We start from the raw sequence: 21996 nt of genomic DNA, 5'->3' as shown, positions 1-21996 counted from the left end.
ATAATTATTTTTGTGATTAATAATAGTACAAAAGTGATTAAAAAGAGAAAGGCAGGCAATACGACGAAATGCGTATATTAAAAGGATAGTGTGTTTTGAAACCTCAAAAATATTTATTATTAGAGATGAGGAAAGAAAAATAAAGAGCGCATTAACAGATCGAAAAACTATTCATTTAAACTTGGCTACTCACTAAAGAGTAAGAGTTGTTTTTTAATTTCAGCTTTACTTGCTTTACCATTATCCAGCTTTTTTGCCATATAATCTAAAAAAGGAGCATTGTCTTTTAAGGCTATTGAAAAGAAATCTACAAATGCTCGAATAATAATTAATAAGATTGCAGCGACAATATCTGCTTGAGAAAATAGCATAAAAAACATGGCTATAATTACTGCAAATTGCTGGATAATAATAATACGCACATAAGGCATAACCATTATTTCGCTAGCTGTAAACTGTAAGTGTTTTTTTGGCTCTAAAAAATCGAATATAAACTTTACAGTTTGAGATACAACCAATAGAATCAATATTAAATTCATCCCTTTCAAATTTAAAATAGCACTATAATTTTGCAAAAGCTGAAACGGTTCTTTAATTAATTCAGCATCACTCATACCTACAACAGCAAATACAAATACCGATTGCACTGCAACAAACATCCCATAATGAAACATAAAAAAAGGAATTAAGAACTTAATAGATTTACCACTTCCATCGTGTTTTGACGCTAGATACATTTTAAAAATTGTAAAAACGCCAATAATTATAGTTTCCAAAAAGTAGCCAAATAGTACTGCAATTGGATCTATTTCTCCAAGCACTAAAAACACTATTAAAAACAGCACATTTAACCAAGCATATGCATTGGTTTTGTGTGGTATAAAAACACTTTTAAGCATCATTTCAAACGTCTTTATTAAAAGGTAATATGTTTAAAGATAGATGATAATTTAATAATTTTCAAATTGAGATCCTTAAGAAATTGTTGATGCGCTTTAGAATTTGGATTAAAAGGCTTGTGCATTAGTGCTTTTTGAATCCCATCTACTTTTAACATAGTTTGCTGTGTAGATTCTGAAACCCAGACATTATTAAACCGCTCCCAAATGTAGTTTATAGCTGTTTTATTGGGATGAATCATATCGTGCTTATAAAACCGATAATCACGAAGCTCATCGAGCATAATTTCATAAGACGGGAAATAAAAAACGTGTTTATCTGTAACCCGATGAATTGCCGCTATTAAATGAGACTTGCTTAGTGTGTTTTCTACAAAACCATCTTTTATATGCCTGACGGGCGAAACAGTAAAAATCACTGACACCTTTTGGTTTACAGATTGAATGGTTTTAATTATAGATTGCAAACTCTTTTTTATCTCTTCAATAGAAAGCAGAATCTTGTTAAACTTTTTCTGAGGTAATTTGTGACAATTAGCAACGACCTTATCATTCTCTAACAAGTTATAGACCCAAGCTGTCCCGAGTGTTATTATAATGTGTGTTGACTCTGTAATTTGCTGATGGGTTATTTGGATTTGAGCATTTAAATCCTTTAAAATATTTTCTTTTGAAAAGCTACTTAACTGCGAATGTGCATCGAAACAATGCCATTGTTCGTTATAAAAAAAAACATCTTCTTCAGTATATTCCTTTTTCTGAATTGCCCGAACTACTAAATTCTCAATCGCTTTAGAATGAAATAAAATACCAAAAGGGTTTGATAAACTTTTAAACTTGAAATACTCGAATTTATTCCCAATATTTTCTGAAAAGCACGAACCTAACAACAAGACTTTTGAGTTATAATCTAGCGGGTTCTCTTCTTGTTTTTTAAGTTTTATTTCGGTTTGTAGTTTCATTTATTACTTTCTAATAAAAATTCTAACTGACCTTAATAGGGATAATAATAATTTAATATATTTTACCTATTAATTCTTGTAAGCACCACGATTTGTTAAATTATGTAATACTAAACATTTATATAACTCTCAGCCTCACTTAAAGCCTTTTCTATACCTGCTGGGTTCTTACCTCCTGCTGTTGCAAAGAAAGGCTGTCCTCCTCCTCCTCCTTGTATGTGCTTACCAAGTTCTCTAACCACTTTTCCTGCATCTAATCCTTTTTCTGCAACTAATTCTTTAGAAATATAGCAAGAAAGTAATGCTTTTCCATTTTGTTCTGTTGCAAAAAGCAAGAATACATTATTTTGATTCTCTCCTAGTTTAAAACAAACATCTTTAATTCCTGCAGCATCTAAATCTAGTTTTTTAGCTAAAAATTGTATGTTATTTATTAGGGTTAGTTCGTTTTTTAAATCGCCAATAATATTTTTTGCTTTATCTTTTAATAAACCTTCAATTTGCTTTTTTAAGTCTGTATTTTCAGTTTGCAAATTTTGTAATGCTTTTACAGGTTCTTTTGCATTGTTAAGCAAATCTCTCATTTCGAAATACGATTTGTTATTTTCAAAATAAAAGTCTTTTACTGCATCGTTTGTAATCGCTTCAATTCTTCGTATTCCTGAAGCAACCGCCCCTTCTGACACTATTTTAAAATGCCAAATGTCTGCTGTGTTTTTTACATGAGTTCCACCACAAAGCTCAATAGATTGCCCAAAACGAACTGCACGAACTGTATCTCCGTATTTCTCGCCAAAAAGGGCCATCGCTCCTTCGTCTATAGCTTGCTTAATTGGTATATTACGGTGTTCTTGTAGTTCTAATTTACCTGAAATTCTTCGGTTTACAAAGTTTTCTACCTCACGTAATTGCTCTACAGTAACTTTTGAGAAATGAGAGAAATCGAAACGTAAATACTTAGAATGCACAGCAGATCCTTTTTGCTCTACATGAGTCCCTAAAACCTCACGAAGTGCTTGATGTAATAAATGTGTTGCTGTGTGATTACACTCTGTTCTGTAACGCTGTTTAGATTCAACAGAAGCTTTAAAAGTTTCATTTATGTGCTTTGGTAAATTTTTTGAAAAATGAATGGCTACATTATTTTCTTTCTTGGTATCAATAATATACACGACGTCTCCATGTACATCCTCTAAATAGCCTTTATCACCAACTTGTCCACCTCCTTCTGCATAAAACGGCGTTAAATTAAATACCAATTGGAATAACTCGCCATCTTTTTTAGAGGTTACTTTTCTATATTTCGTTATTTTTACTTGTGCTTCAAGCGTATCATAACCAATAAATTCTTGTACTTCATCCTCTATTAAAACAGTCCAATCGTCAGATTTTAATTGTGATGCCTCTTTGCCTCGTTGTTTCTGCTGTTTTAATTTAGTATTAAATTCTTCTTCATTATAAGTATAGCCTTTTTCGCGAAGAATTAAATCTGTTAAATCTTCAGGAAAACCATAAGTATCTTTAAGTTCGAATACTTTTGCCCCCGATATTTCTTTTGCTTTTGCATTTTCTACAAGTCTATCTAAAAGAATTAAGCCTTGTTCTAAAGTTCTTAAAAATGATCCTTCTTCTTCTTTAATTACGTTTTCAATTAGCTGACGTTGCACTTTTAATTCTGGAAAAGCTTCACTCATTTTTTTAACAAGTACCTCAACCAATCTATAAATAAAAGGTTCTTTTTTATCTAAAAAGGTAAAACCATAGCGTACTGCTCTACGTAAAATTCTTCTAATCACGTATCCAGCGCCCGTATTACTTGGTAATTGACCGTCCGCAATAGAAAATGCTACTGCGCGAACATGGTCTGATATTACACGAATAGCAATATCTGTTTTTTCGTCTTTTCCGTAACCTTTATCTGTAATGGTTTCAATTTCACGAATAATTGGTATAAACACATCCGTGTCGTAATTAGACTTCACATTTTGCAATACCATACAAAGACGCTCAAAACCCATTCCTGTATCTATATGCTTGTTAGGTAAATCTTCTAGAGAGCCATTTGCTTTTCGGTTGTATTGCATGAATACCAAATTCCAAATTTCTACTACTTGTGGATGATCCATATTTACTAGAGATTTGCCATCTACTTTTGCTTTTTCTTCGGGAGTTCTAATATCTACATGAATCTCGCTACAAGGTCCACAAGGTCCTTGCTCTCCCATTTCCCAGAAATTATCGTTTTTATTTCCTTTTAAAATTCGATCTTCACTTATGTATTGTTTCCAAATATCATAAGCTTCTGTGTCCATTTCAAGGTTGTCTTTATCCTCACTACCTTCAAAAACAGTAACGTATAAAATATCTTTATCTATTTTATAAACATCAACTAAAAGCTCCCACGCCCAAGCTATTGCTTCTTTTTTAAAGTAGTCTCCAAAACTCCAATTACCGAGCATCTCGAAAAGCGTATGATGATAGGTATCATAACCAACTTCTTCTAAATCATTATGTTTACCAGATACACGTAGGCATTTTTGGCTATCCGAAATCCTGCTGTTTTTTGGTTGTGCATCCCCTAAAAAATATTCTTTAAAAGGTGCCATCCCAGAATTTACAAACATTAATGTTGGGTCATCTTTTAGTACCATTGGTGCAGATGGCACTATGCTATGCTTTTTCTCTTCAAAAAAACTTAAAAATTTTGCGCGTATATCTTGAGACTTCATATGCTTGAATTAATATCTTGTTTCTGTTAAATTACTTTAAATGCGAAACAATTTCTATATTTGTTTTACGTTTTTAAATAATGTTGCTTGATTTTGAGCTCCATTTCACTGCAAAAATAGTATAATTTACATCATGAGTAAGGTAAAATTTTATTATGATTCTGATACGCTGTCGTATCGCAAAATAACACGTAAAAAACGTCGTACTTTTAAGTACATATTAGCTTTTTTATTAGCGACTGCTTTATTTGGTTTACTCTTTGTTTTTATAGGAAGTCAGTTTTTTGAATCTCCAAACGAAAAAGCCTTAAAACGCGAATTAAGTAATATGCAGTTCCAGTTCGATTTATTGAATAAAAAAATAAACGAAGCCGAAACTGTACTTGCTAATATAGAAGATCGTGATAATAATATATATCGTTTATATTTTGAATCTAATCCTATTCCTGAAGAACAAAGAAAAGCAGGTTTTGGAGGTGTAAACAGATACAAAGTTTTTGAAGGTTTCGATAATTCTAAACTCATAAAAGAGAGTAATAAGCGTATAGACATTCTTCAAAAAAGAATAGTCGTGCAATCTAAATCTTTGGACGAGATTGCTGTTTTAGCAGAAGAAAAAGAAAAGCTCTTGGCTTCCATTCCTGCCATTCAGCCTGTAAATAATGAAAATTTAACACGAATGGCTTCTGGTTACGGTATGCGAACAGATCCTTTTAATAAAACACGAAAAATGCATTGGGGAATGGACTTTACAGCTCCTAGAGGCACTCCTATTTATGCTGTTGGTGATGGCGTTGTTGAACGTGCAGATAGTAATAGCTCTGGTTACGGAAAGCATATTCGTATAAATCATGGTTATGGTTACGTATCTTTATATGCACACTTATACAAATATAAAATCGGCAAAAACCAAAAGGTAAAACGTGGCGATTTAATAGGTTTTGTAGGAAGTACTGGTCGCTCTGAAGCCCCACATTTACATTACGAAATATTTAAAGACGGAAAACGCATAAACCCTATTAACTTCTATTATGGTAGTTTAACTGCTGAAGAATATAGCAAACTGCTCGACCGTTCTTCGATAGAAAACCAATCTTTAGATTAATGCAACTAGACCTTCCAGAAAAACGTTATTATGCTATAGGCGAAGTAGCAAAAGCATTCGGTGTTAACACTTCATTAATTAGATTCTGGGAAAAAGAATTTGATGCGTTAAAGCCTAAAAAAAATGCAAAAGGCAATCGTAAATTTACTCCTGAAGATATAAAAAACCTTCAATTTATATATCATTTGGTTAAAGAACGTGGCTTTACTTTAGAAGGTGCAAAAACGCATTTAAGAGAAGAAAAAAAGAAAAGCTTAACTGATTTTGAAATAATTAGTAAATTGGAAGGCGTTAAAGCACAACTTATTAAACTAAAAAATGAACTATAAAGCACTAGCACAAAACACAGCTAAAAAACCTAATATTATGAAAAAATGGCTAATACCAGTGATTGTTATTGGATTAATAATTTTCGCAATCTTTAAATGGGGAATAGGAATTAATAACGAAATCATTGAAAAAGAAGGTTTAGCACAAGCACAATGGGCTAACGTAGAGAGTTCTTATCAACGAAGATCAGACTTGATACCTAATCTTGTTGCCACTGTAAAAGGATATGCAGATCATGAAAAAGAAACATTAGAAGCTGTAATAAAAGCAAGAGCCGAAGCTACTAAACCAACAATAAATATTGACAAAGATGCACTTACTCCAGAAAGCATGGCTAAGTTTCAACAAGCTCAACAAGGTCTTAGTGGTGCTTTATCTAGATTATTAGTTTCTGTAGAGCGCTATCCTGAATTAAAAGCTGATAAAAACTTTTTAGAACTACAAAGTCAATTAGAAGGTACAGAAAACAGAATTAACGTAGAGCGAAATAAATTTAATGGTTTAGCCGGAGCTTACAATATCTATATTGCTAAATTTCCAACTAGCTTTGTTGCTAACTACATCAACAAAAACGCACTAGCGTTGTTTAAATCTGCACCAGGAAGTGAAAATGCTACAAAAGTAGAATTTTAGTCTATGCAAAATTCTGTTGAATCATTTCTAACGACCGTAGAAGAACAAGAAGTTGTTGCTGCCATTTGTAAAGCAGAACAACAAACTTCTGGTGAAATAAGAGTACATATCGAAACCACCTCTAAAGGCAATATAGAAACGCGAGCTTTAGAAGTATTTTCTATTCTAAACATGCAGAATACCGAATTACACAATGCTGTACTTATCTATATAGCTACAAACGATAAAGCTTTTGCTATTTATGGAGACAAAGGCATCGACGCTGTTGTTTCTAATTCTTTTTGGGACACCACGAAAGAAACAATACAAAATCATCTTAAAAACGGAAACCGTAAACAAGCTTTGGTAGATGGTGTTCTTCTTGCTGGACAGCAATTAAAATCACATTTCCCTATTTCTAAAAATGATAGAAACGAGCTCAGTAACACCATTTCTAAAGGATGAAATTAAGTCAGCAGTCTTTAATCTTCAGTAAACAATACTCAAACATTAAACTCAAGTACAGCTTACAGCGCTTGTTAATTGTGTTCATTTTATTTAGCAGTCATTTTTCTTTTGGACAATATAAAATTCCAGATGTTCCTTCTAAAGCAAATGGAGAACAAACTAGCGTTTATGATTACATAGACTTACTTGAATCAGGTCAAAAAACAGCTTTAGAACAAAAACTTATAAAATATTCTGATACCACTTCAACCCAAATAGTAGTTGCAATAATACCGTCTACAAATGGAGAATACATCAACTATTTAGGTGCACAATGGGCTGAAGAATGGGGTATTGGAGACCAAGATAAAGACAATGGTATTTTTATATTACTTGCTCGAGACGATAGAAAAATTAGTATTAGCACTGGTTATGGTACCGAGCATTTAATGACAGATGCCATGTCGCGACGTATTATTGAACGAGACATCATTCCATATTTCAAAAAAACGATTATTATGGTGGACTTAATCGTGGCGCAGATGCTATTTTTGAAGTCATGCAAGGAGAATACCAAGGCACAAGACAATCTAGCGAAGGTGGTTTTCCTTTTGGTGTTATTTTCTTTCTATTTATAGTTTTTATTATTATTCTAATTTCAATTTCTAAAAACAGACGAGGCGGAAACAATAATGGAAGTGGTTTTGATAACCGAAATACACCACGAGATATCCTTGAAGCTATTATACTAAGCAACTCTGGCCGTGGAGGCTACAGAAGTGGTTCTGGAGGCTTTGGAGGAGGATTTGGCAGCGGAGGAGGTGCTTCTAGCGGAGGTGGCTTTGGTGGCGGTTTTGGTGGCGGTGGCTTTGGCGGAGGTGGTGCTTCTGGCGGATGGTAGACCTAGTAGGAAGCATTTAGTCTTCTGTTTGCAGTACTACTCTAATGTGTTTACTTATTTAACTTAGCGGCCTACTCTTTACCTCTTATTGATTTAAATTATTTTTAAAATGAAAGACCTCATTCTTATTTTTAGTGTTTTAGTACTAATTTCTTGTAAGAAAGAAACCTCCAGTACTCTAATTTATAATAAAGTAGTTCAAGATTATAGTGATTTATTTTCTGAGGCTGAAGAACAAAAACTTTCAGAAAAAATTATTAATTACGAAAAACGCAGTACTAATCAAATCTGTGTTTACACTATAGACTCTATCCCTAATAATGAAGCCATTCAAAATCATGCTAAAAACCTCGCTAACAATCTTGGTGTTGGCACAAAAGAGAAGAATAATGGCCTTTTAATTTTAATTTCTAGGTTAGATAGAAAAATAGCAATCGCCACTGGAACTGGCACGCAGAGAATTATTACAGATTCTTTTGCTAAAACTATTATTGAAAACACCATTTTACCACAATTTAAAAACAGCCATTATTTTGAAGGCATATCTATTGGTTTAGATTCTATTATTGTGAAGTGGCATTAATTAATAAAAACAAACATCTGTTTCCACTTTAGAAATCCAGACCCTTAAATTTCCCGATATAACTAAAAATTAAATATTGTTTTGTACTGTACTTTGCCAATTGTGTATTGCTATAAGTGTCTAACGCTTTAACGTAAAATGGCCACTAAAATTCTTCCCTCTATCTAAAAAGACAGTAAACCAATAATCAGAAGCTGGTAATTCTACACCATTAAATGTGCCATCCCAAGCATCATCTTTATTTTTAATAGAATATAAAATCTTACCAAATCTATTGTAAATAGTAACATTAAAGACACCATTAAAATTATCTGAAAGTCCTTTAATATTCCATGTTTCATTAATGTTATCTCCATTTGGGGTAAAATAATTAGGATAACCAATAACCGAAACTTCTTGTTCCGTTACTCCACAATTATTTAAAACATCTCTAATATAAACGGTATGTGCTCCTATTAAAACATTTGTAAAGAAGCCATTATCTTGATAAGGCCCATTACTATTATCTAGAGAAAATTCATACTGTCCTTCTCCTGTTACTGTAATTGATATTGTGTTATTTTGCGAGTTATCTGCCACTATTACGGTGTCAATGGTAGCGATATTAGATGGTAAAACAGTTATGTTTCTTGTTACTGAACAATTAGTCCCGCTATCTGTAATAGTAACGGTATACACACCGGTTTCATTAATACTTATACTTTCTGAAGTTTCTCCAGTTAACCAATTAAATAGAAAACCACTTTGATTCCCAATAAGACCACTTGATAAATCTAAAGTGTTGGGAAACCCGTTTAAACAATAATAAATTTCAGTATCAGAAAGCACTTCTGGAACATCAATAACAAATAATTCTATTTCTGCTGCACCATAACAGACCCCATTTAGATTTCCTATTACGTATATAATCTGTGATAAAGAAATAGTGTTGGTAAACTGGTTATCTAGCTGATTTGTTTCAAGAGAAACATCTTCAAGAGTTTCATAGAATGCCAAATCAATGTCTTGAGGAAAGCCTAAAAGTATTTGACTACTTGCATCTAAAAGATTAAAAGTAGCAAAACCTTGATTTCCGCTATTATCACAGCTGCTTAAAGTCGCATTATTTAAAATAGCTGTACTGACCTCTAAAACAACTGAAGAAACATTAGTACAGCCCGTTGCGGTATTTGTTACTAATACAAAAACCGTTTGTGGATTAGATGTATTACTGTAATCATCACCATTTATACTATTGGTTAAACTTACATCGCTATAAAACACTACAGATAGGTTTGCTGAAGAACCATCGGTAATATTATTAATTTCGTTATTTAAATCAAATATTTGTACTCCATCGTAAATAAGATCATCTTCGCAAACAATTAATGATAAATTATTAGCGATTGGTTCTGAATTCACTGTTACTGTAATTTGAGTTTTCTCTCCAGTATTGCACCCTAAAAACACGGGAGTTATCCAATAGTTTGTAGTTGATGTTATAGATGGATTAAATGTAAACCCGTTAAAAATTGGAGTTGTTGAAGTTATAGAATTGTACCATAAAACTGAATCTGTATTCGAATTCACAGTAACAGAAATAGCCTCATTTTCGCAAAAAGTGACATCGTTAACTTGCGTAATTCTTGGGGTTACTATTGAAGTACTTGTAGATAAATTAATTATAGGATCTCCCGGCATACCTCCAAACTCTACCAAATACCCTTTAGGATGATAGGGATCTGACGGACCTCCATCTCCTCCTACAGGCAAATCATTCCATGAGCCTAACTGACCAATACTTGGATCTGTAATATGCGCATAATCTTCGTTTCCATTAAAATTATTGGGTTCGTTAGTATTCCAAAAACTAAAGGCACCGTTTTGTGGATTCCCATTAAAGGTTCCTATCCAAAATACGGTTCCTGCTTCTGGTCCAGTAACCCATTTCCAAGTTCCTTCTGTTTCTGAATCTGTTGCTCCTATCCATCCTGCGCCTGGACTTTGTTCTCCTGCTAATTGAGATTCTTCGGGAGTTGTTATGGTTCCCAAATAGCCTTGCAAACCAAAAAAGGTTTGACTAGCTGCTTCAGACGCTGCTTGTGTCCAAGTAATCCCCAAATCTGGAACATAAAGATAATAATGGTCTGTAGATGGTAAGTAATTAGCACTACCTATATTTATAGAAAAAAACTTATCTTCAGTAAAGTAAGTTTGAGTTGTTTGATATTGAACACTTTGTATTGCATTTTCAAATTCCGTAAAACTGGCTGGCCCAGTTAAGGATAAAACACCGAGATTGGGAGACCAAGTAGATGTTACAGACGGATGAGCTCCTGTTAAGATGAGTAAATCTTCTCCTTGAGAATACCCTTCTGATATTTGAATTGTAATAATATCTAAAGTATTATCCCCGAAATCTGGATCTGTAATTGAAACTGAAGTCACAATACTTAAAGGTACATCAGGACAATACCCTTGGCTTCCAATAGCCGTAATTGATGGTGGATTGTCTTGAGAGAATCCACAAAACGTGTTTACAATAATAAAAATATATGCTAATTTTATTTTAATATTCATTTTTAGTATAAAGTAAGGATAGTAAATATACCTTAGTTTTTTATTTTAAAATAGCTGTAAAGCTAATGTTGTGCTTATGTAGTGTTTGTTTAGTGCTATTTTAACATTTATATAAAAAAAATCCAATCAAACAGGTTGTAACCTAAAGATTGGATTTGTATTGTATCGTTTTCTAATGCTAATAATTACAGTAAAAAAAACAATTCTAAATAAAATAAACTTTTTTTAAAACTTACTTCTTGCGCATGTAAACGCTAACTGGAACACCTTTAAAATCGAATATATCTCGTAATTTGTTTTCTAAAAAACGTTTATAAGGCTCACGTACATATTGCGGTAAATTACAGAAAAACGCAAATTGCGGTTGTGCTGTTGGTAATTGCATAATGTATTTAATTTTCACAAATTTACCTTTGTAAGCTGGTGGTGGATAATTTTCAATTATCGGCAAGAAGGTATCGTTTAAGACACTTGTTTTAATTTTCTTTGTTCTGTTTTTATAAACATCAACTGCCGTTTCAATGGCTTTATAAATACGCTGTTTTGTTAAAGCTGAAATAAATACAATTGGCACATCTGTAAAGGGTTCGCATTGTTGGCGAATATGTTTCTCGAAAGCAATGGTTGTTTTATGGTCTTTTTCTACTAAGTCCCATTTATTAACTAAAATTACAATCCCTTTTCTATTTCTTTGGGCTAACCAAAAGATATTTTGCACTTGTCCATCGAAACCTCTATTAGCATCTACGACTATTAAACATACATCTGCATGTTCTATAGCACGAACACTTCGCATTACAGAATAGAATTCTAAATCTTCTTTTACTTTAGATTTTTTTCTAATTCCTGCAGTATCTACTAAATTGAAATCGAAACCAAAACGATTATACTTGGTATCTATAGAATCTCGTGTTGTACCTGCAATATCTGTAACTATATATCTATCTTCTCCAATTAAGGCATTAATAAAAGATGATTTTCCAGCATTTGGTCTACCAACCACTGCAAATCTTGGTAATTCGTCTTGTTCTTCCTCTTGTTCTTTTTCTGGTAAAGCTTCAACTAAGGCATCTAATAAATCTCCTGTTCCACTTCCGTTAATACTTGCAACAGTAAAATAATCTCCCAAACCTAAACTATAGAATTCTACAGCATCTTCGGCACGTTTTCCATTATCTACTTTATTTACAACTAAAAACACTGGCTTTGTAACTTTACGAAGTAATGTTGCAACATCCTCATCCATTCCTGTAATTCCATCTTCGACATCTACCATAAAAATGATAGCATCTGCTTCATCGATAGCTAATTCTACTTGCTTATCAATTTCGGCTTCAAAAATATCGTCACTTCCTTTTACATATCCACCTGTATCGATTAAGGAGAACTCCTTACCATTCCAGTCACTTTTTCCGTAATGACGATCTCTTGTAACACCACTTACGGCATCGACAATGGCTTCACGACGTTGAATTAAACGATTAAAAAATGTTGATTTTCCAACATTTGGTCTTCCTACAATAGCTACTATATTACTCATATCTTGTGTTTTATCTGCATTACATATCCTGTAAGCGCGTGCAAAGGTAGTGTTTATTATAGAACTCGTTTATTTTTTTTAATTCCCTCCAAAAAATGCTATTTTGAATCCTTTATTTGTCTTTTACACCTGGTGTATTGATAGCATACAACTCAAAAAAAGATAATATTCGCTTCAAACCTAAATTTATAAAAGAATTCAAAGAAAAAAATGTAAATTAAAATTTTAAAACAATAAAAATGCCTTTAACCAACGAAATAATATTAAGACCACGTTTTAAATTTGATATTAATGAGGATAATGAAACGCTTCTAAATCTTTTTGAGGACACAAAAAACACACAAAGTAATTTTATAGTTTCACGAGTAGATGATCATGTTTTTATTAAAATACCAAAAGCGAAGCAACACTTTTGGTCACCTCAATTACATATAGAAATTAACAAAAATCAAACTATAAATAAGAGTACTCTTTATGGTTTGTTTGGCCCTAACCCAACCGTTTGGACACTATTTATGTTTTTACACTTTGTAGTTATTGGCTTGTTTTTTGGTTTTGGTGTTTGGGCCTATACTAATTGGTCTTTAGATACAAATTATGCTACGCAACTATTTCTAGTCTGTTTAATGGCAATAGTATGGCTTGTCCTGTATTTTGGTGGAAGAATTGGCAAAAAAACGGGAACAGACCAAATGCATGAACTGCATCATTTTATGCGAGATATTTTAAGAAGTCAAGATATTCACGCAGAACATAATTAGTTATTGGTTATAGCCAAAACGCTTTAATTGTCTTTGATTACTTCTCCAATTTTTATTCACTTTCACATAAAGCTCTAAATGAATTTGTTTTCCAAAGAACTTTTCTAAATCCTTTCTAGCTTCAATACCAACACGTTTTAAAGCACTTCCTTTATGACCAATAATAATTCCTTTTTGCGTCTCGCGTTCTACCATAATAACAGAACGAATTCTAATAATTTTTTCTTCTTCAAAAAACTCTTCAGTATCTATTTCTACTGCGTATGGAATTTCCTTTTTGTAATGAATTAATATTTTTTCGCGAATGGTTTCGTTAATAAAAAAACGCTCTGGCTTATCTGTTAGTTGATCTTTTGGGTAATAAGGTGGAGATTCTGGAAGCAATTCTATAATTCTATCGAATACTTCTTTTACATTAAATCCTTCTAGAGCAGAAATAGCAATAATTTCGGCATTTGGAACTTTTTCTGCCCACAATTGCACTTGTTCTTCTAACTGCGTTTGATCGGATTGATCTATTTTATTCAATAACAATAAAACAGGAATTTTGGCACTAGTGATTTTATTAAAAAAGGATTCGTCTTTTAATTCTTTTTCACCTATTTCAACCATATAAATAAGCAAATCGGCATCATCAAAAGCCGATTTCACAAAATCCATCATAGAAGCTTGCAACTCGTAAGCTGGCTTAATAATCCCTGGTGTATCACTTAATACAACTTGAAAATCTTCACCATTTACAATCCCTAAAATACGATGCCTCGTAGTTTGTGCTTTGGATGTGATTATTGATAATTTTTCACCCACAAAGGCATTCATCAATGTCGATTTCCCAACATTAGGATTACCAATAATATTTACAAAACCTGCTTTATGACTCATTATATTCTGTTTTACAGACTGCAAAGTTACGACCTTGGTTTATTTATTCCTCTATCATACAACACAATACTTCCAGCAACAGAAACATTTAAACTCAATTCACTTTTAAACTTCACTAAATGATGCGATTTTTCGATGGCTTTTTTAGACAAACCATGATCCTCTGCCCCTAATAAATAAACACAACGCCTTGGATGATTAAAGGTTTCTAAGTGTACAGCTTCATTAGTTAATTCGACACCAACTAATCTTGCTCCTTTTGGTAAATATTTATAGAATTCCTCGAAATTATCATAATGAAAATAAGGAATAGACTTTACAGCATTGTGCGTATCGCAAGCCTGCTTAGCATAGCGATTACCAATGGTAAAAATAAAACTAGCGCCTAAATTTTGTGCAGAGCGCCAAAGTACACCAAGGTTTTCTGGTGTTTTACCATTTTGAATACCGATTCCAAAATATTCATTTTCGAAGTTATCAATCATTTTGCAAAAATATAAAAGTTAAGTTTATTCGGTATAATTTTGTCTTAAAAGACTTTATTCTTTAATTTTAATAAAAATTAAAGATGAAAACAGAAGATCTAGAAACCAAAAACTATTGGACTCAACGCTATAAAGAAGAAAGAACAGGTTGGGATATTGGCCATCCTTCTGCCCCTCTAAAAACATATTTTGATCAGTTAAAAGATAAAGAATTAACGATTTTAATTCCGGGTGCTGGGAATGCCTATGAAGCTGAATATCTTTATAATAACGGATTTAAAAATGTATATGTTATGGACATTTCAAAAAGTCCTCTAGAAGCATTCAAAAAAAGAAATCCAACTTTTCCAGAGTCTCAATTAATTCAAGGAGACTTCTTTACTCACAATTCTAAGTACGATCTCATTATCGAGCAAACCTTTTTCTGTTCTTTTCCACCATTAGAAGACACTCGAAAAGCATATGCTAAACAAATGGCTAATTTGCTAAACACAAATGGTAAGTTGGTTGGTTTATGGTTTGATTTCCCGCTTACCGAGGATTTGGAAAAGCGCCCTTTTGGTGGAGACAAAACAGTATATTTATCTTATTTAAAACCTTACTTTAAAATAAAAACCTTCGAAACGTGTTATAACTCTATTCCTAATAGAAATGAATTGTTTGGTATTTTTATTAAACAGTAAATCACCATTATAAATTATAGATTCTCTTTAATTTGAATTGTATTCATTAGTTGAAAGCTTTTTGAATTACATTCGACAAATCGAGAAGTTATCATTTAAAACCAATAAACAAGAATGTCCTTATTAAAAACTCTTTCAATCGTATTTTGTGTGCTCCTACTTCTTTCTTGTAATAATAAAGAAAAAAATAATGATACTGTTTCTTCAAATGAAATTATTATTCCATCAGACAACATTAAATTAACAAAATCTGAAGAACTATTGAATGAAACATTTGCTGCTCATGGCGGTAATTTATACAACTCTGCTCATTATTCATTGGTCTTTAGAGGAAACACCTATCATTTTAAAAATAATTTAAGTGATTATCAATACAAAAAGATTTCAAAAAAAGGAGCGTCAATAATTGAAGACGCACTATTAAATAATGAATTCTCAAGAACAATTAATGGGAAAGCAATTGACCTTTCAGAAAAAGACATTGCAAATGGAACGGGTGCAGTAAATTCTGTGATTTATTTTGCAACCTTGCCTCATAAATTAAATGACAAAGCTGTTAATTCTAAATTTATAGAAAACACTACTATTAAAAACATTTCTTACAGTGTTATTGAAGTTACTTTTAATAAAGATGGTGGAGGAGAAGATTTTGACGATGAATTCTATTATTGGATAAATAAAGATACAAAAAAGATTGATTATCTAGCTTACAGTTACAAAGTAAACAAAGGTGGTGTGCGCTTTAGAAGCGCTTATAACACTAGAGTTATTGATGGTATTACATTTCAAGATTATATAAACTATAAAGCTGAAGTTGGCACTCCTTTAAAAGACTTACCTTCACTTTACGAAGCTAATAAACTAAAAGAACTTTCAAAAATTAAAACTGAAAGCATAATTAATTTGAACAAAAATTAAAAAAATACAGCAAATAGATCGTTCTTGAAACTAAAAAAGCTACAATCTTATTTTTATAATAATGGATAGAGACCATTGTTTATATCCAAACGTTCTAATTAATTCTGAGTAACAAACGTCCATGCTATTCGTCTATGTAAAATAGGATTATATTACATCTATAATTCTGTTTTTAAAACTAAACACCTACATACTTATGGATAGAATTAAAGAAAAAATAGTGCCTCAAATTTTTATTATTTATACGCGATACTTAATTGGTGGAGCATTTGTTTTTGCTAGTCTTATAAAAATAAAAGGGAATCGTTTCACATCTGAAAGCGGTGCATTAAATCCTACAAATAGTGCGTTTCATTTTTTTGAAACGATGTACCAATCTGGATTATATTGGAAATTCATTGGAATAGGTCAGTTAATAGCTGGTTTCTTATTAATGACTCAACGGTATTCTAAACTTGGAGCAATAATTAATCTACCTATTATTCTAAATATCTTCGTAATAACTTTGTCCTATTATTTTGCTAATACACCAATAATAACTGGACTTATGTTATTGGCAAATTTATTACTAATTGTTTGGGAATGGAATGAATTAAAAATGCTCTTTAATCTCGTTCCGACTATTGACAAAAAAGTTAGGTTAGAAAAAGATTATTTTTGGCAAATCATCGGATTAGCTTTATTTCTTTTCACATTTACCTATAGATTTTTGGTTAAAAAATACGATATTATATTTTGGCTTATATCATGCTTTTTAATTGGATTTATTGGACTAATAATTGGATTATACAGAGAAAGGCAGAGAAAATCGAACTTAAAAGAGGTGTAATTAATTGCACCTAATTTTCCTTTCGAAAAACACTTGGTGCTTAACAATGAATAGGCTTAGGTTTATTTACTATATTAGTTGTCATGCAACAAAACCATAAACATTTGCAATAAATTAAATACAAGCTCATGACATACAAAAACATAATTTATCTAGTATTATTCGTAACATTGTTTTCTTGTAAATCACAAATAGCTAAAGAGGAAGTACCTCCAAAAGCTAAAAATGTTATTCTTTTAATTGGAGATGGCACAGGTTTATCACAAATATCATCAGCATTTTATTTTAAGAAAACGCGTCCAAATTATGCGCGTTTTAAGCACATAGGACTTATTAGCACATCTTCATCAAGAGAAGATATTACTGATTCTGCCGCAGGTGCAACGGCTTTTGCTTCTGGAGTAAAAACCTATAATGGAGCTGTTGGTGTTGCCGATGATTCTACTAAAGTTAAAACTTTAGTAGAAATTGTATCACTACAACATATTAAAACAGGAGTAATTTCTACGTCATCCATACAACATGCTACGCCAGCAGCTTTCTATGCGCATGCTATAAACAGAGGACTCTATGAGGACATTGCAGCAGATATGGTTGATTCTGATATTGATTTTTTTGCTGGTGGTGGCATCAAATTTTTTAATAAAAGAAAAGATGAAAAAAACTTATTAGAGGCATTGAAAGTGAAAGGGTTTGGAATAGATACAACCGCCCTGGGTAAATTTTCAGGCATTAAACAGCATCAAAAAATGGCTTATCTATTAGCAGAAAACCATCTAGAACCTGTCGCTAAAGGGCGTGGTGATTTTTTACCTCAAGCAACAGAATTAGGTATACAGTTTCTTAATAAGGATGCGGACAATTCTAATTTTTTCGTGATGGTAGAAGGTTCACAAATAGATTGGGGAGGTCATGCTAATGATGCTGATTATCTTATCTCTGAACTTATTGATTTTGATGATGCTGTAGGAAAAGCTCTAGATTTTGCAGAGAAAGATGGTAACACATTGGTAATAGTAACTGCAGACCATGAAACTGGAGGATTTACATTAGCGTCTACGAAAAAGGAAACAGAAGATGGCAAATCCTACAATGATTATAATGAAATTACTGGGACATTTTCTACCAATGGGCATTCGGCGACATTAATACCTGTTTTTGCTTATGGCCCGGGATCTGAAGCATTTTCTGGTGTTTATGAAAACACTGAAATCTTTCATAAAATATTGGAAGCTACGCATTGGAACACTAAGAAATAATTTTACCTTTTTTTAAATCAACCAGAGAAATAGAATTTGTATCTAATTTCCATGTTTTAACTTTAGTGTTTTTATTAAAAGAAGAACCTAAAACGCAGAAAACTAAGTGCAGATTTTCGCTCACTTGCGAAAGTTTTCTATCTGTGATTTATGTACTAATTTAGTTTCGAACCACTAAAATTATTCAAGCATCTTGCTATTTAATGAGGTACCCACTATAAAGGAAAAATCGAAATTTAAAAACTATGAAACAGATCCTTATTCTAACAACCATTATACTATTTAGTTCGGTCGCACCTCTGTTTGCTCAACAGGACAGCTTTATCAAGGACTATTTAGAGCGATTGCAAAATTCCCGTAAATATTTAATTCTGGTCGCAGAAACAATGCCAGAGAGCAAATATAACTTTAGAGCGTCACCAGAATCATTGACCTTTGCCGAAAATTTAATGCACATAGGATATGCGATAGATTGGCATAGCCAGTCCTTATTAGGTGGTCGAGAATCTAGGGAATGGAAAACTGACACACTATTTAAAGTTGCTAATAAATCTAAAGAAAAGATGATTGCAACCATAGATAACACATTTGATGAAGCCATAAAATTAATTAAACAATTTGACACAACTAAATTTGATGACGAATTAGACTATTTCGGATTGAATAGAACAAAGCGACAAATTTTCTTATTACTTGCCGACCATATAACGCACCATAGAGGGCAAATGCTTGTTTACATAAGACTAAACGGACTGGTGCCTCCTAGATACGTTTTGTTTCAATAACTCAAACAAATTGAATCTTATAAAAACGAAATTATAATAGACATGGAGCTGTAAATTTCTTTGAAAGGCTGCACATATTTCATTGTATAAAAAAGCAAATAAAAACGGCAACTAGACTTATCTTCAAACTTTAGTCAACCTTTTAACAACAGTCAATTCTGAATGAAATTAACAAAAAAAATAGTGTTCTTGCATCACCATTTTTAATTATAGCCAAGAGCTTCGGAATTGCTTTTCTATTTAAAAACAGTTTAGGAGAATGGGCCTTTATTCCCATAATCCTCATGCAATGGTGTCTTTTTCTATTCTTCACTTTTAGGTATACTGAAAAGCAAACGAGAAAAAAATGGTTGCAAAAATAAAAAAGCGCTTTCGGCTAGAATAGTCTAGCTTTATGTATTGGTATCCTGCCACTACCGCTATTTTTAATGCATTACCAAACATTAGGTAATTGGTACATTTGGTTACCTTGGATTGTATTGACGCTAATTAATCCATGGATTGAAGAATTTTATTGGCGTGGACTACTATTTGAATACACAAAATTACATAGCTAATAATCTTGGTTTACATAAATCTAGTATAAGCAGAGAAGAACTCAATCGTAATTCAGATGAGCGTAACGGTAATTACAGACCAAACCTTGCAGAGAAAAAGAGCAAGGAACGTCACCAAAAGAAACCTAAGAAAATCCGTCTCACTATCAATATGGTTAACACTATTAAGTTCCTCATCAGTGAGGATTATAGCCCTGAACAGGTTGTGGGTCACTGTAAAAAGAATGATATAGACTGTGTGAGTAAAGAAATTATCTACCTTCACATATGGAAAGATAAAAACAATAACGGTACTTTATACCAACATCTACGCCGAAAAGGACGTAGGTATAAAAAGCGAGGAGCAATCAATACGGGACGTGGGCAAATACCTGATCGCGTGAGTATTGATAAACGTCCATCTATTGTTGATGGAAAATCACGCTTTGGCGACTTAGAAGCAGACACAATAGTGGGCAAAGATCACAAAGGTGCAATCGTCACATTAAATGACAGAGCTTCTGGAATGCTTAAGATGAAGAAAACAAAAACACGTGAAGCAACTGAAGTAAGAGTTGCTATAAATGAAATGCTTGAGGAGTGGATTCCCTATGTCAATACAATAACGGCAGATAATGGAAAGGAATTTACAGAACACAAAAAAGTATCGGAAGGATGACACGTTGATTTTTATTTTGCAAATCCATATTCACCTTGGGAACGAGGTGCTAATGAAAATCTAAATGGTTTAATAAGGCAATATTTCCCAAAGAAAACGGACTTCTCAAACATACCTGACCAAGAAATTAAAAGGATTAAAAGGATTAAAAGAAAATTAAATGATAGACCAAGAAAAAGGCATAAATTTGATACACCATTAGAAGTAATGGAAAAACTTTTGTTTAACACAGAAGTTGCGTTTATTACTTGAATCTAGCAAATAAAATTTTGAGGAGTCTTAAAAATAGGTCATTAACGCCGACTCAAAGATTAGTTTTAATAAAAATTAAAAACCAATTGCTTCCTTATTTAGATCTAACTTTGATTATAACATCTAGTTGCAATAAAATCATTAAAAATTGATATATTTGAACTATTATTAATAATAGAATTTTAATTAATATTAAATTTATAAAAAACTTACCAATGAAATATTTTATCAGCATAGTCATCACTTGTTTTGTAATACATACTAGTTTAGCTCAAGGGGATGGCACGAGAGCCTATTGGCCAGTGCCAGCTGGAACTAACATGGTAACACCGTTATATTTTCATATTAATTCAAATGCGGCGTTTAATAACCCATTGGTTGTTGCAGAAGCAGAGTTTGAAACCAATCTTTACGGCGCCATGTACACGAGAGTATTTAATTTAGCAGGGCGCAGTGCTGCTGTGATTGCTATGGTTTCTGGCGGAACGCTGAATGGTGAAATTAGTGGTTTAATAGAAGGAGAAACATCTGGTATGGCAGACACTTACGTTATTGGCCTTGTTAATCTCTATGGCGCACCTAGTGTTGATTTAGAAACGTACATGCAAACCAAATATAACTTTGCTGCTGATGTTATTGTTGCGTTTAGAGCTCCTACAGGAAGTTATGATGCAGACAGAATTCTCAATATTGGCACAAATAGATGGGAGTTTAAACTCGGTTTTCCAATGATGAAATTCTTTAATTGGGGAACGAATAAAGTTATTAGTATAGAGCTTGTACCTACTCTTTCTTTATTTACAGATAATACTGATATTTCAGGAACGAACGCATCCTTAGAGCAAACTGCTTTATTTAATTTAGAAGGCCATGTTACAAGAAAGTTTTCGAAACTAATTTGGGGATCTTTTGATTATTTATATCGTAATGGAGGTAGGACTTCATTAGGAGGGGTTAATAATAACGACCTTATTAACGCTTTGCAAATTGGGGGCACTGTTGGGTTTGATATCAACCCGAAAATTGCCACCTATGTTACTTATGGTGGTATCGTAGCGCAAAACACTAATGGATTAGATGGTGACTTTTTAAAGCTTTCATTTAGTTATAATTGGTAATCTCATAATCTAAAAGCAAACATTTCACCAAACTTAAATTAAATAGTAATAATCAATTTAGGGATTATCGAATGCATTCAAATTGAGTATCGATTATCCAAAAACAGTATCAGATCAAAACTAAAAACATTTACGGTTTTAA

20 protein-coding genes and 2 pseudogenes are annotated in these 21996 nt (G+C 32.5%); 15 read left to right on the top strand and 7 right to left on the bottom strand.

Annotation, left to right across the window (positions count from 1 at the left end; all coding sequences use genetic code 11):
* Positions 1-185 precede the first annotated feature (185 nt).
* The 3 genes from RH82_RS13980 to alaS form a co-directional block, all read right to left on the bottom strand.
* Positions 186-902 carry a DUF6498-containing protein gene (locus RH82_RS13980; RefSeq protein ID WP_156112486.1) on the bottom strand — a complete coding sequence of 239 codons (717 nt, stop codon included), beginning with the start codon at positions 900-902 and terminating at the stop codon, positions 186-188.
* A 14-nt stretch (positions 903-916) separates the two neighbouring features.
* Positions 917-1861, bottom strand: a complete 945-nt coding sequence (locus tag RH82_RS13975; protein WP_034061570.1) for a GSCFA domain-containing protein — start codon at positions 1859-1861, stop codon at positions 917-919.
* 110 nt (positions 1862-1971) lie between these two features.
* Positions 1972-4590, bottom strand: a complete 2619-nt coding sequence (alaS, locus tag RH82_RS13970; RefSeq protein ID WP_034061569.1) for an alanine--tRNA ligase — start codon at positions 4588-4590, stop codon at positions 1972-1974.
* Positions 4591-4723: 133 nt separating this feature from the next.
* On the opposite strand from alaS, the gene RH82_RS13965 reads away from it, so the two are divergent.
* From RH82_RS13965 to RH82_RS13940, 6 genes and pseudogenes are all read left to right on the top strand, one after another.
* Entirely contained in the window at positions 4724-5695 is a 972-nt protein-coding gene (locus RH82_RS13965; protein WP_034061568.1) for a M23 family metallopeptidase, read from the top strand.
* Positions 5695-6024 carry a MerR family transcriptional regulator gene (locus RH82_RS13960; protein ID WP_034061566.1) on the top strand — a complete coding sequence of 110 codons (330 nt, stop codon included), beginning with the start codon at positions 5695-5697 and terminating at the stop codon, positions 6022-6024. The genes RH82_RS13965 and RH82_RS13960 overlap by 1 nt, the downstream gene beginning before the upstream one ends.
* The gene (locus tag RH82_RS13955) at positions 6014-6658 is read left to right on the top strand and encodes a LemA family protein (protein ID WP_394330733.1); all 645 of its coding nucleotides are present in this window, start codon (positions 6014-6016) and stop codon (positions 6656-6658) included. The genes RH82_RS13960 and RH82_RS13955 overlap by 11 nt, the downstream gene beginning before the upstream one ends.
* Positions 6659-6661: 3 nt before the next feature.
* Entirely contained in the window at positions 6662-7102 is a 441-nt protein-coding gene (locus tag RH82_RS13950; RefSeq protein WP_034061564.1) for a TPM domain-containing protein, read from the top strand.
* Positions 7099-7985, top strand: a pseudogene (locus RH82_RS13945) (TPM domain-containing protein). Before RH82_RS13950 ends, RH82_RS13945 begins: the two are co-directional and overlap by 4 nt.
* A gap of 109 nt (positions 7986-8094) precedes the next feature.
* Complete coding sequence (locus RH82_RS13940) at positions 8095-8568, top strand: TPM domain-containing protein (protein ID WP_052158361.1); 474 nt, start codon at positions 8095-8097, stop codon at positions 8566-8568.
* Between the two features lie 120 nt (positions 8569-8688).
* On the opposite strand, the gene RH82_RS13935 is transcribed toward RH82_RS13940, so the two are convergent.
* Together RH82_RS13935 and der are read right to left on the bottom strand one after the other, a co-directional pair.
* Positions 8689-11127 (bottom strand): T9SS type B sorting domain-containing protein, encoded by a 2439-nt coding sequence (locus RH82_RS13935; RefSeq protein ID WP_052158360.1) that lies wholly within the window; start codon positions 11125-11127, stop codon positions 8689-8691.
* Between the two features lie 232 nt (positions 11128-11359).
* On the bottom strand, positions 11360-12667 hold the full coding sequence (der, locus tag RH82_RS13930) for a ribosome biogenesis GTPase Der (RefSeq protein WP_034061563.1): 1308 nt from the start codon (positions 12665-12667) through the stop codon (positions 11360-11362).
* A 239-nt stretch (positions 12668-12906) separates the two neighbouring features.
* Between der and RH82_RS13925 the strand changes: the two genes are divergently transcribed.
* A complete protein-coding gene (locus RH82_RS13925) occupies positions 12907-13428 on the top strand; it encodes a hypothetical protein (RefSeq protein WP_034061561.1) in 522 nt (173 codons plus the stop codon).
* Here the strand turns inward: RH82_RS13925 and era are convergent, their stop codons facing one another.
* Together era and RH82_RS13915 are read right to left on the bottom strand one after the other, a co-directional pair.
* On the bottom strand, positions 13429-14310 hold the full coding sequence (gene era / locus RH82_RS13920; RefSeq protein WP_034061560.1) for a GTPase Era: 882 nt from the start codon (positions 14308-14310) through the stop codon (positions 13429-13431).
* 26 nt (positions 14311-14336) lie between these two features.
* Entirely contained in the window at positions 14337-14795 is a 459-nt protein-coding gene (locus RH82_RS13915) for an RNA methyltransferase (protein WP_034061559.1), read from the bottom strand.
* 83 nt (positions 14796-14878) lie between these two features.
* Here RH82_RS13915 and RH82_RS13910 point away from each other — a divergent pair, with 83 nt between their 5' ends.
* From RH82_RS13910 to RH82_RS13880, 8 genes and pseudogenes are all read left to right on the top strand, one after another.
* Positions 14879-15478 carry a methyltransferase domain-containing protein gene (locus RH82_RS13910; RefSeq protein ID WP_034061557.1) on the top strand — a complete coding sequence of 200 codons (600 nt, stop codon included), beginning with the start codon at positions 14879-14881 and terminating at the stop codon, positions 15476-15478.
* 114 nt (positions 15479-15592) lie between these two features.
* Complete coding sequence (locus RH82_RS13905; protein WP_034061555.1) at positions 15593-16396, top strand: DUF6503 family protein; 804 nt, start codon at positions 15593-15595, stop codon at positions 16394-16396.
* A gap of 196 nt (positions 16397-16592) precedes the next feature.
* A complete protein-coding gene (locus tag RH82_RS13900; RefSeq protein ID WP_156112485.1) occupies positions 16593-17225 on the top strand; it encodes a hypothetical protein in 633 nt (210 codons plus the stop codon).
* Positions 17226-17353: 128 nt separating this feature from the next.
* Positions 17354-18484 carry an alkaline phosphatase gene (locus RH82_RS13895; RefSeq protein WP_034061554.1) on the top strand — a complete coding sequence of 377 codons (1131 nt, stop codon included), beginning with the start codon at positions 17354-17356 and terminating at the stop codon, positions 18482-18484.
* A 245-nt stretch (positions 18485-18729) separates the two neighbouring features.
* Positions 18730-19269, top strand: a complete 540-nt coding sequence (locus RH82_RS13890; RefSeq protein ID WP_034061553.1) for a DinB family protein — start codon at positions 18730-18732, stop codon at positions 19267-19269.
* Between the two features lie 428 nt (positions 19270-19697).
* Positions 19698-19826, top strand: a complete 129-nt coding sequence (locus RH82_RS19275) for a CPBP family glutamic-type intramembrane protease (RefSeq protein WP_394330732.1) — start codon at positions 19698-19700, stop codon at positions 19824-19826.
* Positions 19789-20736, top strand: a pseudogene (locus RH82_RS13885) (IS30 family transposase). The gene RH82_RS19275 and the pseudogene RH82_RS13885 overlap by 38 nt, the downstream one beginning before the upstream one ends.
* Positions 20737-20951: 215 nt before the next feature.
* Positions 20952-21854: a transporter gene (locus RH82_RS13880; protein ID WP_034061552.1), complete on the top strand. Its 903-nt coding sequence runs from the start codon at positions 20952-20954 to the stop codon at positions 21852-21854.
* Positions 21855-21996: the final 142 nt, after the last annotated feature.

This window comes from Lacinutrix jangbogonensis (genome assembly GCF_000797445.1).
GTDB lineage: Bacteria > Bacteroidota > Bacteroidia > Flavobacteriales > Flavobacteriaceae > Lacinutrix > Lacinutrix jangbogonensis.
The sequence above is the reverse complement of the archived record's forward strand: the minus strand, read 5'-3'. Positions and strand labels throughout refer to the sequence as shown.

Excerpts from the sequence above, each read along its gene's own strand:
- RH82_RS13980 (WP_156112486.1), bottom strand. The coding sequence starts at position 902 with ATGATGCTTAAAAGTGTTTTTATACCACACAAAACCAATGCATATGCT.
- RH82_RS13975 (WP_034061570.1), bottom strand. The coding sequence starts at position 1,861 with ATGAAACTACAAACCGAAATAAAACTTAAAAAACAAGAAGAGAACCCG.
- alaS (WP_034061569.1), bottom strand. The coding sequence starts at position 4,590 with ATGAAGTCTCAAGATATACGCGCAAAATTTTTAAGTTTTTTTGAAGAG.
- RH82_RS13965 (WP_034061568.1), top strand. The coding sequence starts at position 4,724 with ATGAGTAAGGTAAAATTTTATTATGATTCTGATACGCTGTCGTATCGC.
- RH82_RS13960 (WP_034061566.1), top strand. The coding sequence starts at position 5,695 with ATGCAACTAGACCTTCCAGAAAAACGTTATTATGCTATAGGCGAAGTA.
- RH82_RS13955 (WP_394330733.1), top strand. The coding sequence starts at position 6,014 with ATGAACTATAAAGCACTAGCACAAAACACAGCTAAAAAACCTAATATT.
- RH82_RS13950 (WP_034061564.1), top strand. The coding sequence starts at position 6,662 with ATGCAAAATTCTGTTGAATCATTTCTAACGACCGTAGAAGAACAAGAA.
- RH82_RS13940 (WP_052158361.1), top strand. The coding sequence starts at position 8,095 with ATGAAAGACCTCATTCTTATTTTTAGTGTTTTAGTACTAATTTCTTGT.
- RH82_RS13935 (WP_052158360.1), bottom strand. The coding sequence starts at position 11,127 with ATGAATATTAAAATAAAATTAGCATATATTTTTATTATTGTAAACACG.
- der (WP_034061563.1), bottom strand. The coding sequence starts at position 12,667 with ATGAGTAATATAGTAGCTATTGTAGGAAGACCAAATGTTGGAAAATCA.
- RH82_RS13925 (WP_034061561.1), top strand. The coding sequence starts at position 12,907 with ATGCCTTTAACCAACGAAATAATATTAAGACCACGTTTTAAATTTGAT.
- era (WP_034061560.1), bottom strand. The coding sequence starts at position 14,310 with ATGAGTCATAAAGCAGGTTTTGTAAATATTATTGGTAATCCTAATGTT.
- RH82_RS13915 (WP_034061559.1), bottom strand. The coding sequence starts at position 14,795 with ATGATTGATAACTTCGAAAATGAATATTTTGGAATCGGTATTCAAAAT.
- RH82_RS13910 (WP_034061557.1), top strand. The coding sequence starts at position 14,879 with ATGAAAACAGAAGATCTAGAAACCAAAAACTATTGGACTCAACGCTAT.
- RH82_RS13905 (WP_034061555.1), top strand. The coding sequence starts at position 15,593 with ATGTCCTTATTAAAAACTCTTTCAATCGTATTTTGTGTGCTCCTACTT.
- RH82_RS13900 (WP_156112485.1), top strand. The coding sequence starts at position 16,593 with ATGGATAGAATTAAAGAAAAAATAGTGCCTCAAATTTTTATTATTTAT.
- RH82_RS13895 (WP_034061554.1), top strand. The coding sequence starts at position 17,354 with ATGACATACAAAAACATAATTTATCTAGTATTATTCGTAACATTGTTT.
- RH82_RS13890 (WP_034061553.1), top strand. The coding sequence starts at position 18,730 with ATGAAACAGATCCTTATTCTAACAACCATTATACTATTTAGTTCGGTC.
- RH82_RS19275 (WP_394330732.1), top strand. The coding sequence starts at position 19,698 with ATGCATTACCAAACATTAGGTAATTGGTACATTTGGTTACCTTGGATT.
- RH82_RS13880 (WP_034061552.1), top strand. The coding sequence starts at position 20,952 with ATGAAATATTTTATCAGCATAGTCATCACTTGTTTTGTAATACATACT.